Origin of the sequence: Butyrivibrio fibrisolvens (assembly GCF_037113525.1) — a bacterium.
In the GTDB taxonomy this organism is placed as follows: Bacteria; Bacillota; Clostridia; order Lachnospirales; family Lachnospiraceae; genus Butyrivibrio; species Butyrivibrio fibrisolvens.
The window spans coordinates 2,511,049-2,526,865 of record NZ_CP146963.1; the positions used below are offsets into that span (position 1 = coordinate 2,511,049).

General features: G+C 38.4%; 11 protein-coding genes and 1 riboswitch. Of the genes, 4 read left to right on the plus strand and 7 right to left on the minus strand.

Annotated elements, in window-relative coordinates:
• Positions 1-211: 211 nt before the first annotated feature.
• A complete protein-coding gene (locus WAA20_RS10540) occupies positions 212-1,540 on the minus strand; it encodes an IS4 family transposase (RefSeq protein WP_338800926.1) in 1,329 nt (442 codons plus the stop codon).
• 833 nt (positions 1,541-2,373) lie between these two features.
• Here WAA20_RS10540 and WAA20_RS10545 point away from each other — a divergent pair.
• Positions 2,374-3,426 (plus strand): helix-turn-helix transcriptional regulator, encoded by a 1,053-nt coding sequence (locus tag WAA20_RS10545; protein ID WP_022759620.1) that lies wholly within the window; start codon positions 2,374-2,376, stop codon positions 3,424-3,426.
• Between the two features lie 182 nt (positions 3,427-3,608).
• On the opposite strand, the gene WAA20_RS10550 is transcribed toward WAA20_RS10545, so the two are convergent.
• Together WAA20_RS10550 and WAA20_RS10555 are read right to left on the minus strand one after the other, a co-directional pair.
• Complete coding sequence (locus tag WAA20_RS10550; RefSeq protein WP_073386956.1) at positions 3,609-4,688, minus strand: hypothetical protein; 1,080 nt, start codon at positions 4,686-4,688, stop codon at positions 3,609-3,611.
• Between the two features lie 77 nt (positions 4,689-4,765).
• On the minus strand, positions 4,766-5,338 hold the full coding sequence (locus WAA20_RS10555) for a hypothetical protein (protein WP_139263704.1): 573 nt from the start codon (positions 5,336-5,338) through the stop codon (positions 4,766-4,768).
• A 225-nt stretch (positions 5,339-5,563) separates the two neighbouring features.
• On the opposite strand from WAA20_RS10555, the gene WAA20_RS10560 reads away from it, so the two are divergent.
• The 3 genes from WAA20_RS10560 (at position 5,564) to WAA20_RS10570 (ending at position 8,310) form a co-directional block, all read left to right on the plus strand.
• Complete coding sequence (locus WAA20_RS10560) at positions 5,564-5,959, plus strand: diacylglycerol kinase family protein (RefSeq protein WP_073386959.1); 396 nt, start codon at positions 5,564-5,566, stop codon at positions 5,957-5,959.
• A 344-nt stretch (positions 5,960-6,303) separates the two neighbouring features.
• Complete coding sequence (locus tag WAA20_RS10565) at positions 6,304-6,588, plus strand: hypothetical protein (RefSeq protein WP_073386961.1); 285 nt, start codon at positions 6,304-6,306, stop codon at positions 6,586-6,588.
• Between the two features lie 99 nt (positions 6,589-6,687).
• The gene (locus WAA20_RS10570) at positions 6,688-8,310 is read left to right on the plus strand and encodes an AarF/UbiB family protein (RefSeq protein ID WP_073386962.1); all 1,623 of its coding nucleotides are present in this window, start codon (positions 6,688-6,690) and stop codon (positions 8,308-8,310) included.
• 72 nt (positions 8,311-8,382) lie between these two features.
• Here the strand turns inward: WAA20_RS10570 and WAA20_RS10575 are convergent, their stop codons facing one another.
• The 4 genes from WAA20_RS10575 to WAA20_RS10590 all read right to left on the minus strand — a co-directional run bounded on the left by WAA20_RS10575 (position 8,383) and on the right by WAA20_RS10590 (position 15,480).
• Positions 8,383-11,340, minus strand: a complete 2,958-nt coding sequence (locus WAA20_RS10575) for a transporter substrate-binding domain-containing protein (RefSeq protein WP_073386964.1) — start codon at positions 11,338-11,340, stop codon at positions 8,383-8,385.
• 366 nt (positions 11,341-11,706) lie between these two features.
• Positions 11,707-11,782: riboswitch (cyclic di-GMP riboswitch) on the minus strand.
• 134 nt (positions 11,783-11,916) lie between these two features.
• Positions 11,917-13,677 (minus strand): diguanylate cyclase, encoded by a 1,761-nt coding sequence (locus tag WAA20_RS10580; protein ID WP_073386965.1) that lies wholly within the window; start codon positions 13,675-13,677, stop codon positions 11,917-11,919.
• A 37-nt stretch (positions 13,678-13,714) separates the two neighbouring features.
• Positions 13,715-14,458 (minus strand): sigma-70 domain-containing protein, encoded by a 744-nt coding sequence (locus WAA20_RS10585; protein WP_073386967.1) that lies wholly within the window; start codon positions 14,456-14,458, stop codon positions 13,715-13,717.
• A gap of 86 nt (positions 14,459-14,544) precedes the next feature.
• Positions 14,545-15,480, minus strand: coding sequence for a hypothetical protein (locus tag WAA20_RS10590; RefSeq protein WP_073386969.1), 936 nt, complete (start codon positions 15,478-15,480; stop codon positions 14,545-14,547).
• Positions 15,481-15,817: the final 337 nt, after the last annotated feature.

Genomic DNA, 15,817 nt, shown 5'->3' on the forward strand with positions numbered 1-15,817 from the left:
CTCATCTCAAGCTAGGGTCTGAACCAATGTCAGTAAGTTAAGAAGGATAGATGTTATTACTAGAACTGATAATTAGCATTATTATGGTCGGAATCGATAGTTAAAAATTATTTCCAAGCTGATATGAATTCACAAGTGACTTTTGAGCATGACAAATAGGCAGATGCAAATCTGCCGCTCACATAGTATTCTATTATTGGTATAATAGCTATTACTTGAATCTATAAGTAAAGCTAGACGGATTTCGGAATCTATGCTGGCGGGCATATTTCCGATCGCGCCTGATAGGAAGCAAATTTTTTCCTATCAGGTTTTCTACATCAGGTGGATCTTCTCCAGCATGTAAGCTTAGAAAATAATGACATGCTTTGTAGGCAACAGAATAGTTGACTTGATATATGTGCTTTCCGCCTTTTTGAATGATTGTAACATGCCCCGTAATTATAGAGCAGAAATTGTAAAGAATAAGACGTGCCCAGATTTCCATTTCAATATATTTACGAGTTTTTGAATGGAAGTTAGCTGCACCAATCACATGTTTAAGCTCTCGGAATGAAGTTTCTACATTCCATCTGAGATTGTATAGATATTTGATTTCCTCCATTGAGAACTTATCAACCGGAAGATTGGTAATAATGTTTTCATATATATTTTCAGAGATTTTAAATCGGAGAACACGGAGAGATAATTGATACTCACTCCGCTCGCTTGGAGTAATGTAATCGAATTTTACTTCTGGACATATATATTTGTACTGTTCGGACAATTCTGGATGTTGGCGTTTCTTTTTAGATTGACTCCGGGTAAGTATACGATTGATAGAAATATCGAAGCCATCTTCAGTAAAAATATAATCTGCACCAAGAAGTCTTTGAGTCTTTATGTCAGTGGCACGAATAAGGAAATATGCATTATGTTCAATTGCGTGCGCGAATACATTAAAAGAATGGAATCCTCGATCTGCTATAAATATAGGTTTTTGATCAGGGACATAGTGATGGCGATCAATAAGATCACATAAGGCTTGAAACTCATTTTTCTTTCTGATTGGTTGCACAGTACAATCGGTATAGCGTTTTGATAACAGCTCAAACAGTGGAATTATATGTATTTGATTATAACCATTTGTAGTTTTACCATCTGGTGGGAAATATGACTCTTCATCCTTTGGATTTCTGGTAAAGGTGAAAGAAGAACCATCGGCAGCTAAAAGAAGATATTTACCCTTATAAAGTTTGTATGGGTATAAATCATTGAATGTATGTGACAAAAAAGGTAAAGCATCTGTAGACAATTTACATCGTTGTTGTATAAATGCAGAGTTAGTCGGTGTATTTACTTGAAATGAAAAATAATTAAGAAGCTCATCTTTAATAGTTCCCGCCTCCATTGATAACATAAGATGAATTAAGGAAGAAAAATCAAGCTTTCTGTTTCTAGAAAAAAACTTGTCAGGATTAATAGAAAACTTTCCTGCATCTTTTGACATGTTAGAAATAATATTAAGTAGCGAATCTTTGACTTGTAGAGCAAATGACATTTTTGAACCTCCTTGAAATTGAAACAATGATTACATTGCTAATTTCAAGGGCCGCTCTAACTACCTCTTAAAAATCAATCAGTAGTTAGAGCGGCCGCATATTTGATTCACTATGTCAACTGTTTTATATAAAAAATGAGTTAGACCCTAAATAAAGAATCTAACTCGTGATGTTAACTAAATGACATTGGGTCTGAACTGTAACGAAAAAACGTGCGGACAAAGTAGCTGGCGGGAAAAGCCATTTAAAGTACGTTATTTTTGAATACAACATGCTTTGCCCTTATTCTCGGACAGTACTTAGCCAGCATGTTAATGGCGAAGCATTGACTCTTGCCGAGGCATGTCACAAGCTGGGCTTTAAGACCGTAGCAAGTATGCCTCTGGCTATGGGTGATGCGTTAAAAGAACACTCCCTAAATGAACTTTTGGAATTTGCTTTGGATGGTTGTGACCATATAATTGTCGGTAGCAAAAATACAGATCACATAAAAGAACTGCTTTCATTTTTAGAGTAGTGCGAGGGGTTCCCTAGGGGGTTCCCTTTCGGGGGACGGTGTCAGAACCTCTTTTCTTACTTGGTTTGTGAGATTCTAAAAAAATTCAAGTCCCATCTTCCGCAGACATCAAAAGGCTTAGCCCTTTTTCGTTATCTCTCGGGCCGGTAATATGGCTCAATTTTTTATGTTTCAACACAATGAATCATTTATATAACAACAATGAATTGATAATTGATTTCTCTACCCATTGTCGCTATGCTTTGTTTGTAAGCTTACAGAACTAAAACGCAAAACATTTTGCCGGTTGAAAATGACATTGGAGAGTGATGTGGAATGAATATTACAATAGGAGAAAACATAAAGAAATTAAGGACCCAAAAAGGTGTTACGCAGGAAAGACTTGCTGAAAGCATTGGGGTTACTCCGCAGGCTATCAGTCGTTGGGAATCTGAATCAGGATATCCTGCGATAGAGTATCTGCCTGATATAGCCGGTTTCTTTGGCATAAGTGTGGATGAGTTGCTAGGTGTTAAGCTTTCGGAGCGTGAAACAAGACGTGAAAATATTTATACTGCAATAAATAACATAGAAGATTCTGGGTATAATCGTGCTTCGATAGATTTGTTAAGAGAGGCTCATGTGGAATTTCCAAACGATATGAAGATAAGTCTTTCTTTGGCTAAGGCTTTATGCTCCGAAATGTTCGAAGAAAATCCCAACACCGCATTATTAAGGGAAGCAGAGAAAATGCTTCGAGGTCTCATCAGACAGTCAGATGATTATGATTTCAGGTTTGAATGTATCAAAAATCTGGCAGTTCTTTACAAAGAAGCCTGGAAGGATGAACAAGGCTATGCCGATGTAGTTAAAATGCTCCCGAGCATTTGGTCATGCAGGGAAATGTTTATCACAGATTTCTTTAACGGAGCTAATCAGGAAAAGGATGAAATCAGTGATTGCTTAGTTACTCTGTCACGTTGTCTGGTCAATAATCTCCGTGATTATGTGGCATACATTCTACCGAATGAGGAAGATAATTGGGATGCTAAGATTGGCTATTTTGAACGCATTATAGACTTTTGCAAGCTCATATCGGAAATAACGAATGAAGAAAAGTCAGCTGATTTTAATGGCGGCATTGCAGTACTGTACAGATATATATCAACTTATTATGTGGCTCAAGGAAAAAAAGAAGAAACCTTAACCAGCCTTGAAAATATGCTTGCCCATGTAGAAAAAATCTGTACCGGCACATCCGATAAAGAGTTACCTCACAATACAGCATGGTATTTCCTGCGCTATATGGAGCATAAAAGATATAATCCGGTATGTAAAGAAAAGAGGTTTGTTGTCATTAAAGATAGAATGGAGAAAATGGCAAAGTAAATACATCGTTCAACTCTGATCTCCGTAGGCAATTATATGAATGACCATTTCCCAATTAATCGTACAAAAACCCGTTCACTTTAACGTAAACGGGTTTTTGATTTATAATCTTTGTTCTTTATGATTCTATATCTTTTTTCACTTCATACTAAAAGTCATGAATTTATACTATCTCATAAAGATTATTTTCCAGGATATCCGACTTCTTCTGCCCTTTCAGCAAGCATTTCGTCTATCTCATCCTGAGTATAAGGCAGTACGCCGGCATCGCTGAATGCCTGCTTGATCTCGCTTGAATCTTCATAGTCTGCATCAGTAGAAATATCTTCATAGTTGTCATCGAATATGAAGTAATGATAGAAGTAATCACAGTTTCTATAGTCTTCACTAAAGTAGTACTGGTCTACGCCGATGTGATTAATATCAAGTCCGTCAGTAGAAAGGTCTGCTTCGTTTACTCCTGATGTATATAAACTGAAGTTGTATAAACTAAGTGTTTCTGTACATCCGTAATAGTAAATATAATTTCCATCAGCGTCAATAAATGCTTTCTTAATAGAATGAATATTTGCCGCACTGCTTCCTGATCCTTCAATAGTTCCATCAGAGCCAATTTCCAGCATATATCTGTAACCATAAAGTTCATCATAGCAAAGAACCAGCTCGCCATCGACTTCTTTAATGATCATTGCAAGAGAAGATGCAGCGCCAAACTGAATATCAACATATAGTTCCGGAATGCAATCGTCTCCACAGTCGATCTCTGTATAGGTAATCGTAGGATTTCCATCTGCATTGTACTGACCAAGTTCCTTACAAGCTTCAATGATTTCATCCATGGAATAGAACTCGCCTTCTTCAAATACCGGATCATTATACTCAGCATTGAAGAATAAGTCGCCATCTGATATCACATACTTAACTTTCGCTGTGCCATCTTCAAATTCTTTATATGCAGTTCTGCTATTAGCGCCGATATCTGTATCATCGTCGTTGCCATCAGCGTCTTCGGTACTTTCAGTATTAGCATCTGACTCATCTTTGCCATCTTCACTATCGGAAGAATCGCCAGTAGAACCTGCGGCATTATCTTCTACCTTTTCGTTTTCTTCATCCTTTAATGATTCTTCCGAAGATACATCTTCTGCAACTTCATCTTTATCAAGATTGATATCTTCGCTAGTGCATCCTATAGCCGATGCAGCAATAATACCTGCCAGTCCTACTAGGCAGTATTTTTTAAGTAATGTAACTTTTTTCATAAATAGCTCCTTCTTTCCATATCCTGCTTGTATTTATTATTTTGTCAGGTCTTTTTTAAGATTATAACTGTTTATTATCAGTTTTCATCATCACTATATATCTCATTTTCATCATCGTAAGGCCGTATTTTAAGTCCGGCTACAGATAACATTCCTTTATTGTAAAAATATTTTTTTAACTCTTCATAACCCGGACAGTCCTTATAAACTTTTAACCACCAAGAATAATTATCTATTATAATCTCAATCTTATATTCTGAAGTATTCCTATATCCCAATATTTCTACTTTCTTTATATTATCAATATTAAAAGAGTGTTTTTTCCTAAACATTGATACATATATCAGCCTATTTCCAACAATCTTTATTTTTCGATTTTTCATGATCATAATGCCAGCCACTATCATTGATATACCAATAATAATAACTAATACACCTAGCGCATTGTCTTCTTTACCGTGTCTATCAAAGCTATCATTTGTCAAGAAAAGTAATCCAAGCAAAATTACCATAACCCCAGCAAAACAAAGCGCAAAATATTCAGTAGAAAAATAAGATACATTTATAGGATTCTCCTTAGTCTTATTATGTCTGGTATTTTGGTTCATTACTATATTATTCTCATACATCTGATTATTATCCTTCTTCATTTCACCTAAATTTAAAAACTTCTACGATATACCGCTTAAACAGCATTGTACTACCTTTCACCTTATTCCTCTTCAAAATCCGACGAACTGCACAATTTTCAGGATAAGCGGCTTAAAACGCGTAAAAGCGAAGTCAGATGTGGATTAAATAATCCATTTATAGTAAAATAAATAATATAGTTCCTATATCTTTTTCAGTTCAAAAGTCATAAACAAAGGTGGCAGATGCCAATGGAGAATAATCAGAAACGAAGTCCACTTTACAAGAGCTTTGGGTATGCATTTGAAGGAATCTTTAACACTATCAAAGATGAGCGTAACATCAAGATTCACCTAATTGTTACTACTCTGGTCATTATATTCGGCTTTATCCTTAAAATTAGCCTTACTGAATGGTTCATATGCATTTTGCTTTTTTCGATTATCATTCCCCTTGAGCTTGTAAACACAGCAATTGAAGCAGTCGTGGATCTAGCAAGCAAAGAATATGCACCCCTAGCAAAAAAAGCCAAAGACGCTGCAGCCGGCGCCGTTCTAGTAGCAGCCATCCTGTCTGCTGTTATTGGCGGCATAATCTTCTTTCCAAAACTATACTATTTCATTATTGGATTTTTTAATTGATAACTTAAACTTCGCACATTTAAAACATACTCAATACCTTGAATATTCCTGAGGATGACAGTTGATAAATGATTTTTTTGTCTTTGAAAATTGTATTAAATTCAAGAGCTTGATAGATGGAATAATATATTCTGTTTGGGATTCATCTGTCTGAGCGAAGCGAGTTTATGAATCCCAGAATATATTATTCCAGATATCATGCCTTGAATTTTATACAATTTTCATGACAAATAAATCATTTATCAACTGTCATCCTCAGGAATACTCGACAACCTAGACTATTTTAAATGTGCAAAGTTCAAGTCAATAAATACTAAAATACATGCAAATAAGGAGGATTCATCATGGCAGACAACAAAAACCCTATTACTGACGGTCTTAAAAAGCTTCTTCTGGCAAGCGTAGGCGCTGTTGCTCTTACAGCTGAGAAGGCTGATGAGCTTGTAGGAACTCTTGTTGAAAAAGGTGAACTCACTGTAGAACAGGGCAAGGAACTCAACAAAGAGTTAAAGCGCACTTATAAAGAGCACAAAGACGGCTCTGCAGCTCCAAAAGATATGAAGGATTTCGTAGGTTCTCTTTCTGAAGAGGAACTCAAGAACTTAAAAGAAGCTCTAAAGGAAAAATGAGATTGAAAATTTTCAATTTTCAATCTCTAAGAAGTGGTGTCGCAAGCTCCACCACTTCCACTATTATTAAAGTCGATGTAGTCCGAGGTAATAAGGAATATGGCTGAAACTACTACTAAAAACACCAAAGACAACACTTCCAGGTTCAAAGAAATCCGCGAGGTACTTATGCGCAATCATATTACCCGCGGCATATCTCCCGAAAAGCTTCGGACGATTCTCGAAGAACTCGGACCCACGTATGTAAAGCTTGGGCAGATAATGTCTCTTCATTCAGACATCCTGCCCAAGCGTTATTGTGATGCTCTGATGGACCTTACGTCAGATGTTACTCCCATGCCTTTTAACGAGGTCCAGGAAGTCCTTGAAAAGTCATGGATGTGTAACATAAACGACATCTTATCTTCTATCGAAGAAACTCCCCTTGGCTCAGCATCTATAGCTCAGGTTCATAAAGCAGTCCTTCGAAACGGGGATGATGTTGTAATTAAGGTTCAAAGAAAAGGCATCTACGATATCATGGCGCGTGATATTGGACTTCTTCACCGCCTTGTATCCCTGATGCCCAAAATTGGTGATCTTAAGAATATGGTGGACCTTGACATGGTCCTTGACGAAATGTGGACTGTTGCCCAGCAGGAAATGGACTTTCTTAAGGAAGCAGCCAACATCACTGAATTTGCTCATAACAACAAAGATGTTGTTTATATAGGTATTCCTGAACTATACAAAGAATATACGACCGACCGCGTCCTTGTAATGGAATATGTTGATGGTGTCAGCATTACTGATACTGAAGAGCTTTTAAAGCGTGGTTATGATACTCATGAGATCGGCCAGAAGCTCGTCAACAATTTTATCAAACAGGTCATGGACGATGGTTTCTTCCATGCAGACCCGCATCCAGGCAATATATGCATTAGAGATGGCAAGATCATCTGGCTTGATATGGGAATGATGGGACGCCTAACTGAGCAGCAGAGACGTATCATGATGAGGGGCGTTGAGAGTATCGCTCTTCGCGATGTATCGATGCTTGAAAGCGCTGTTATGGACCTTTGCGATGAGTTTGGTCCTGTTGACAGAGCTCAGTTATATGAACATCTGCGTGACTTTTTAAATAAATACGGCTCTCTTTCCATGGGATCCATAAACATCCCCGAATCCATGCAGGATCTTATGGACATCATGAAAAATAACTGTCTGGCTCTCCCTCACGGTGTCACTATGCTCGCAAGGGGTCTTGCCCATATAGAAGGCGATCTTGTAGCTATAGCTCCTGAGATCAATATGTTTGATATCGCTGCATCAAGGGTTAGTGAGACATATCTTGAAGATATCGATCTAAAGGCAGAGCTTAAGACTAATCTAAAGAGGCTTTACAGATCAGCAAGTAAAGGCATAGAACTCCCGGGCCTTGCTACAGATGCATTAAAGGAATATTTAAAAGGGGAATCAAGGACCAATCTAAGACTCCAGATTTCAGGTCCTTTTGCAGAGCTTGTCTATACTTCTGTAAGAAATCTTGTAATTGGAATGTGCATTACTGGCCTTCTTATAGGTTCAGCCATCATCTGTACTACCGACATGAAGCCTCGTATCTTCGGAATCCCATTCCTTGGATTTATGGGTTTTGCCATTGCATCCAGTGCTGCAGGATTCCTGATTCTTCGCTATATGTTCGTACGCTGGCTCAAGAAGCGCAAACTCCGTAATAAATAGATGTAAGAAGGCATTATTACCAGTTTTTTTAACAAACTTACAAAATCATTGAACTGAAGTAAAATATTAGTTTCATTTACAGATATACTTCTTCAGCTCTCCAATAAGAATCTTAGGATCAACAGGCTTTGAAAGGATCGAATCCATACCCGCTTCTTTCGATGCCTGTTTATTATCGTCATAGAAATTGGCTGTCACAGCAATAATAGGAATGCTATTTGCATCTTCTTTATCAGAGCTTCTTATCTTTCGGGCAGCTGTAAAGCCGTCCATTTCAGGCATTCTGATATCCATAAGGATTGCGTCATAAGTTCCTGCAGGAGAATTAAGGAACTTATCAAGACCTTCTTGTCCGTTCCAGGCTCTTGCCACGCTGACATGCTCGCTTTCTAGTATAGCGCATACTATATCCATATTAAGCTCATTATCTTCACAGTAAAGAACGTTCCTGCCATGTAGACAGTCCTTCCTGTCAGGAGCATCAGATAGCTCTTCTACAATAGAATTTGTATTTACTTCAAATTCAAAGGTCATTTTAACTATTGTTCCGATGTTCTCCTGGCTCTTAACGTCTATAGAGCCGTTCATCTTCTCAACAATAGACTTAACTACGGCAAGGCCGATGCCAGTTCCGGCATGATCGGTCATCTCGCCTCTGTCTTCCTGAGTATAGGCTTCAAACATGGTCTCCTGGAACTCTTTACTCATACCAATTCCATGATCCTGAACAGTAAGAGTATATTCGACCTTATTTTCAGGGGTCATTTTACTTGTGAGGTCGATCTCAACTATACCATTTACATATGAAAACTTGACTGCGTTTGAGACAACATTAAGGACAGCCTGTTCAAGCCTGTTATAATCCAGGATTGTGGGCAGGTTTACTATTTCTTTTCTTCTAACTACAAATCGTATATTTCTTTCGTCCGCATAGGTCAGGGCCACGTTTCTAAGGCTGTCATAAGTCTGGCCGGGGTCTACCTGCTTGGGATCAAGGTCAAATTCGATCTTGCCAAGGTTACTCATGACAAGAGAATCATTTATAAGAAGTTCAAGATAACTAGCGCTATCCTCTATCTTATAAAGATAATCAAGGTTATTACCTGAAGACTCGCCGTTTTTGAGTACGCTCCTTGTAAGGCCCAGTATACCGTTAAGTGGCGTCCTCATATCATGACTCATGTTGTCAAAAAATCTCTTTTTGGCTTCAGAAGCTCTTTTCTCCCTGCTAAGAGATTCTGATAGCTGGGTGTTGAGTTTTTCGATCTTGATCCTGGTCTTTTTACCGCTATATATGATCACAACTAGGAAAAAGATGATAATGCCTGCGCCAACAACAACGAATCCATACATTGGATTGTCATAGATAAATGACCTGAAGGTGTGAACCCTGTACTTATCGCGGCTATATCTGCTTATTATCTCACCTCTTGTCTGTGGAGATAAGGAGTTAGTGGCTTTATTGAAGATTCCGACAAGGAAATTACCGCAGCCGCTATTGATCGCCAGGCAATAATACAGGTTTCTATATGATGCGCTGTCAGCTTCAAGAGAATTGGTCTCTTCAAGTTCAACTAGTACGTTTGCTGTTTCTGAAGGCAAAAATGTACATGACTTGGGGTGTCTTACAAGATAATCCATTGAAGCATCGATAGAACCCAACATTATGATTTCTTCTGCTCCGCTAAGGTCTTTTATAACAGTATCATTAAAGATGCCATCACCATCTCTTTTTATAACTGTATTGAATTCCTGTTCTTCTTTTTGATGTATCATGGAAAGTGACGTATTGAAATATGTGTCACATTCATAGTATCCGGTTCTCTCTGATCCGCTAAAATCCGAAACAAGATCTATTACGATATCAGCTTTTTTCTCACCCAGAGCCTGAATATACTCTCTTCCATCGGCGACTTTGTAGAACTCATAAGACAGTCCTATACTGTCAAAGATTGCCTTGGTCATGTCAACAAGGATTCCGACGGGTTCTCCATTGCTATCAAGATAAGACAATGGACAGTTATCGGGATTGGCAAGCAGGACAAATGTTCTCTCGTTCATGTTCAGGGTATGGAGATAGAGGTTTTCCAGGGATGTAAATGTAATATTGCTTATCCCGTTACCCTGATAATATTTTGACATGATCGATTCTTTAAAGCCGGCATCTACTGTCTCTATCTGAGAAATCGCATGATTAAGGCTGTCCATCAGATCCTGGTTCTGAAGTCCTGTGACAAAAAACAGATAGCTTGGATTGAACTGGGCGAGGATCGAAACTCCATAAAAATTATGAGAACTGCCGCTTACTAAGGCATCTATTTCTCCGTTTTCAAGCGCAGATACAAGTTCTGCATCGCTGTCATAATATCTGGCTCTATAGGTGAAGAAATTGTCCTCTGCAAATTTTCTTATATTATCTACATAGGTTGTACCTTTGCATATTCCAAGCCTGATACCGTCCCATCTGCCATAATCACCGGCAGAATACTTGGTATCACCGCTTTTTATAAATATAGTCGTGTATTCCATGTCGATAGGAACATTACTAAAAAGGAGCTTTTGGGCTCTTTCTTCAGTCCATGTTATTCCGCCAAGGAGATCGATTTCACCATCTACAACCATTCTGTAAAGCTCGGCAAAAGTAATATCTTCATCATCTCCGATATAATCATACTCCCAACCTGTATAGGTGCGGATCTTCTGGAGATAGTCATAGCCATAACCTGAATATATACCGTATTCATCATACATCTGAAAACCATCGATCATGAAATATCCAACCTTGATCACTCTGCTAAAAGAACGGTCATCACTGTCAAAGTTAACAAGATCAGGAACATTTTCCACGTCTTCATAAAAACCGGTACCTGTTTTATTGTCAGATGACTTACTAAAGTCTTCCGGAGCTGCATGGGAATGCAAAGAAGAATATGCAGACAGCACAAAAACGGCAGCTATGATCATAACTGTCGATAAGATTCTTATAGAATTGTACAACCCGGATCTTATAATCTTTTTAGCTACTTTCATAAAGCATCTTTTAAATATGCCTTCGTTTTATATTTTTTGTATTAGTTAAGTACAATTCATATATGTATATCGGAGAAATATTAGAAAAGCTACAGCTAATCGAGCCGAAAACTCATGCATTCTTGAACATATAGTTCAAGAATGCAGCAATAGAGCCAATTGAGTTCGACTTCGTCGAAGGCTCTATTGCCAACCGATTCATCAAATTACGAAACACGCAGTAAATGCGCGTTTCTGTAATTTACATTCAAGAAATCATGCTATTATGAGAATTACTGGATTTAATCCTATGTCAAAAAATATGCCCAGAAATGAGCATCAAAAAACCGCCTGCGGAATATGCAGACGGTGGAAAAACTTTAAGTACAGTGCAACTGGCTGCCATTTTACAGGCCCTATAGCTTTGCGTCATAAGCTTTCGCTTATTTTGCTAAGATTATCTCGTGGATTCAACGTAGTAAAATATAACAGATTATTCTCAAAAAAGCAACACCATTTTTTAAAAAACATGAAAATTTCGCACTTTTTTCTTTGTGAATAATTCACAAAAAAATGACCACTGGTTTTCCCGGTTTCTTATTCCTTATCGGAAGTTCCAAAGTAAACGCAATCTCTTCCTGCTTTTTTGGCTTGATAAAGAGCCTTATCAACTCTTCTGTAAAGATCAAGAACGGTGTCTGTCGGAACCATCTCAACTATACCAATAGATACAGTAAGCTTTGGTACAGGATCATAACTTACTTCTGAAATATCTTTTCTTATCGTCTCAGCAAGATCAAGCGCCATTGTCTTTGTAATGTGGCGTGCAACGATCATAAACTCTTCGCCGCCCCATCTTCCTGACATGCAGTCTTCATGCATGTGTTTCTTAAGAACTGACGCGACTTTCCTAAGTACTTTATCGCCTGTTTCATGACCATATGTATCATTAACCCGTTTGAAATAGTCTATATCCATGAGAAATACATATATTGGATCATTGTCGCACTTGCTTTCTTCAACGAAGTCTTCCATAACTTCTTCTATTCTGCGCCTATTGTTCATCCTTGTAAGATCATCTGTCAGTGCTTTCTTTGCAAGAGAATGATTTAGTTTTTCAAGTTCTCCTGTAGTAGCCTGAATAAAGTTTACCAGTCGCTCAACCATGGATATTTCGCCACTCATCCTCTTTTCTATGAGTCTTGGAAGAGCCATTACAGGTATACCAACAGGCGATTTTTCTCTCATTCCGATAGCAATTAATGTTGCGTTGTGAACATAGATCTTAGTGCCTATCCTTAGGTATTCACCAAAAGTATAAAAACCTGAGGTGTGGGCAACCTTGTCAAAAGGAGAAATCTCAATATCGATGTCATCTCCCCAGAATCCTTTTCTGGTCATGCAGGAATACAGAAAGATTCCCTGAGGCTGAAATAGTCTTATCCTGTCCTGTGCTTCATAAACATTATCAAGGATTGCTCCGGGATCGCCGTATCCAAGTCTTACTGTATCTCCGTTATTTAATTCGCCTCCAAGGATCAGTGTTCCATCCGGTGTACATTTAAGTGGTATTCTGGCTACATCTACTCCATATTCCCTGTACATAAGAGGGAATTCAAGAGCATTTCTGGAAAAAGAGCTGTCGTTTTGGATCTTCAAATACTTTTTGTATACATTAAATGCCGGTTCTCCATCAAGCTCATAAAGTCTGTCAGATTCTATTCTTGTAACGGTCATTGAGTGACCAAGCTCTTTCCAGCCAAGGGCGTAGGAAATATTGATATGAAAATCTTCGCCCGAATAGATAACGCAGAGTATACCATAAACCGATATGCCTTCTTCGTTAAAAACAAAGGTGTCGCTGTCGTATTCGTATTTGCCGGCAGCAGCGCCAAAAACAGCCACGGATTCGTTACATAGTTCAAGAGCATCAAAAAACTTTTGAACGTGAAGTCCGGCATGCGTGGGAAAAAGGACTTCTACAGCCTTTGCATCAGGTATAGAGTCCACTTTTTCCTTCATAAGGATGCCGTTATCATATTCGCTCTTATCACGGCAATCAAATATAATTGTTTCGACTTTGGTATTTTCAAAGAAAGACAGCGTAAGCTGAATAGAACGGTCTGTAAGGTGTCCGTCCTTGATCTCACCGCAGGAACTGGTACCGGCGACTATGATCCCCGGGAACAATTCCTTTAGATAAGATACCATTTCCATGGCTTTATCAAGCTGAGTACAGCCATAGTATATATGTGCAACCGGTAGCCAGTCTTTGTGCTCCGCAGCAAATTTTCTGGCATCAAGAAATACATTATCCGCTTTGCGTTCGCTAGCGATTTCATATAGAAACTGTTTCATACTTCCCCCAAGGGCAAAAAGAAAATCAGATCCCCTATTACTCCTCTGTATAATCTATATCTTCGATGTTATTACCTGTCATGCGAATGGCTTCAATGATCTCATCTACGCTCATGCCGCTTTCCTCAGCAAGCTCTTCAACTGTTACGCTTCTGCGAAGCTCTTTTGCAAGCTCAGCTGCCTTATCAGCAACCTTCTGAACATGCTTTACAGCCTTTTGTCCCCTTGCATCCTCATCAAGGCTGTCTGAAATAAGCTCTTCCATAGCATCCATGATCATCTTTGTAAGGAAGGCTTCTGCTTCTTCAGGCTTTTCAATAGCTCCGAGCATTGTAACGCCTGATGTAAGTACAAGATTGCCTTCTCCGATAAGGTCTTCAATATAAACGCCCTGATCTACGTACATCTTGGCAATATCCGGAACTGAAGGAAGGTAGATCTCGATAAGACGGTTCTGAGCTGACTTATCGCCTGACATAGCTGAAATGGTGATGCCGATCTTCTCATTTTCAGAAACTTCAGGAAGCTCTTTTAATGACTCCTCATAGTCCTTGAGATAGTTGTGTTCTTCTTCTGAAAGGAACTCTTCAGGATCAGCAGGTGTGCCGATACCGATTCCATGCTTTTTAAGATAGTCGTATACAAGGGTAAGCTGATCATCTGAAAGCGAAAGTGCTTCAAAAGCTTCTTTTACCTGGTCTTCTGATACGATACCCTTCTGCTCTCTACCAAGTTTAGTTACATCCGCAAGGAGCGCAGCAAATTCTTTTTCTTTATCCATTGTAATCCTCTTTATAATTAAACTTCCCACTTGCACTGACCAGGATCCCGATAACAGGATCCGCCAAAACAAGTGGGAATTATTATTTACTTATCTACGTGAACGTGCGTGAACAGGTGATCCTGACAGTATTCATGTGCACCCTTACACTTTGAGCAAAATCTGAACTCAAGATTAGGATCATCTATCTCTGTACGGCCACAAACTGCACATTTGTGGTGTGCTGAGCCTGGTGCTACCATACGTGATGCCTTCTTGGCGCTTTCTACGTTGTGCTTGAACTCGGTTCTTCTCTTGACTTCGGAGGGTTTGTATCTGCTTGCACCGCGAGCCAGCTTACTTGAACGGTCTCCGAAGAAGAAAACAAAGAATGGTATAAGCGAAGCAAGTATAACTACGATTCCAAACAGGTTGCCTGCCATAATGTACTTACCAATGCTGTATACGTAAATTGCAGCATAAGCAATTCCAAGCCACTTCATCTGAATCGGGATTATAAACATAAGAAGTACTGTTGCATCCGGGAATGTAGCTGCATAAGCAAAGAATATGGACATTGTTACATAATACGGAAGCGTGAAGGAGCCGATCAAAAGACCAACATACTGGCCTAATACATCAACTTCAACACCAACAGCTGAACCATATATCATATAGCCAAAGTACAAAAGGAATCCTGCGATAATAGTACCCAAAAAGCCTAAAAGCAGGTACATATTGTACTTAAAGGATCCCCAAACATTCTCCATCATTCTACCTATAGGGAGATAAAAAAGAATAATTGAGATGGCATATAACATGAAATTCTCCTGAAGCGGAATAAGTATCCATGTTATAAGTCTCCACACCTGTCCATGAAGGATCTTATACGGATCAAAGCTTATATAGTTGTAAACAAAGGCAGGATCTGCATTTGAACCAAGTAAACATACCGCATATCCTACGGCATAGACGATCATAAGCTTTATAGTAAGATCTCTGATGGCATATTTACCATATTTTCTTTCAAGTTTATTAAACATAGCAACCTCTTCGAATTTCTGTACAAGATATCGCGTATATTCTGCATAAATACACACGCTCAAAGCTACAATTTAAGCGCAGTCGAAAGTCTATAAAACGTCCCACTGCGCTTCTTACACAAAAAATTTTAACATCGAAAAGGTTTTCTGTAAACGATTACAACAAAATTTTAGATATTATTCAGATTGCAATAATGAATAAGTGACAAAAACACTCATACAGAACTCTTTTAGTTACCATTTTACATTGAAAAAAAATGTTTCATGATTTATAATCACTAAGAATGTTTAATGGAATTTCTATTTAATAAGAAATCATATTTGAATATGAAATTAC

What these genes read in the sequence shown, in the direction of transcription:
- WAA20_RS10540 (WP_338800926.1), bottom strand. Translation starts at nt 1,540, where the DNA reads ATGTCATTTGCTCTACAAGTCAAAGATTCGCTACTTAATATTATTTCT.
- WAA20_RS10545 (WP_022759620.1), top strand. Translation starts at nt 2,374, where the DNA reads ATGAATATTACAATAGGAGAAAACATAAAGAAATTAAGGACCCAAAAA.
- WAA20_RS10550 (WP_073386956.1), bottom strand. Translation starts at nt 4,688, where the DNA reads ATGAAAAAAGTTACATTACTTAAAAAATACTGCCTAGTAGGACTGGCA.
- WAA20_RS10555 (WP_139263704.1), bottom strand. Translation starts at nt 5,338, where the DNA reads ATGAAGAAGGATAATAATCAGATGTATGAGAATAATATAGTAATGAAC.
- WAA20_RS10560 (WP_073386959.1), top strand. Translation starts at nt 5,564, where the DNA reads ATGCCAATGGAGAATAATCAGAAACGAAGTCCACTTTACAAGAGCTTT.
- WAA20_RS10565 (WP_073386961.1), top strand. Translation starts at nt 6,304, where the DNA reads ATGGCAGACAACAAAAACCCTATTACTGACGGTCTTAAAAAGCTTCTT.
- WAA20_RS10570 (WP_073386962.1), top strand. Translation starts at nt 6,688, where the DNA reads ATGGCTGAAACTACTACTAAAAACACCAAAGACAACACTTCCAGGTTC.
- WAA20_RS10575 (WP_073386964.1), bottom strand. Translation starts at nt 11,340, where the DNA reads ATGAAAGTAGCTAAAAAGATTATAAGATCCGGGTTGTACAATTCTATA.
- WAA20_RS10580 (WP_073386965.1), bottom strand. Translation starts at nt 13,677, where the DNA reads ATGAAACAGTTTCTATATGAAATCGCTAGCGAACGCAAAGCGGATAAT.
- WAA20_RS10585 (WP_073386967.1), bottom strand. Translation starts at nt 14,458, where the DNA reads ATGGATAAAGAAAAAGAATTTGCTGCGCTCCTTGCGGATGTAACTAAA.
- WAA20_RS10590 (WP_073386969.1), bottom strand. Translation starts at nt 15,480, where the DNA reads ATGTTTAATAAACTTGAAAGAAAATATGGTAAATATGCCATCAGAGAT.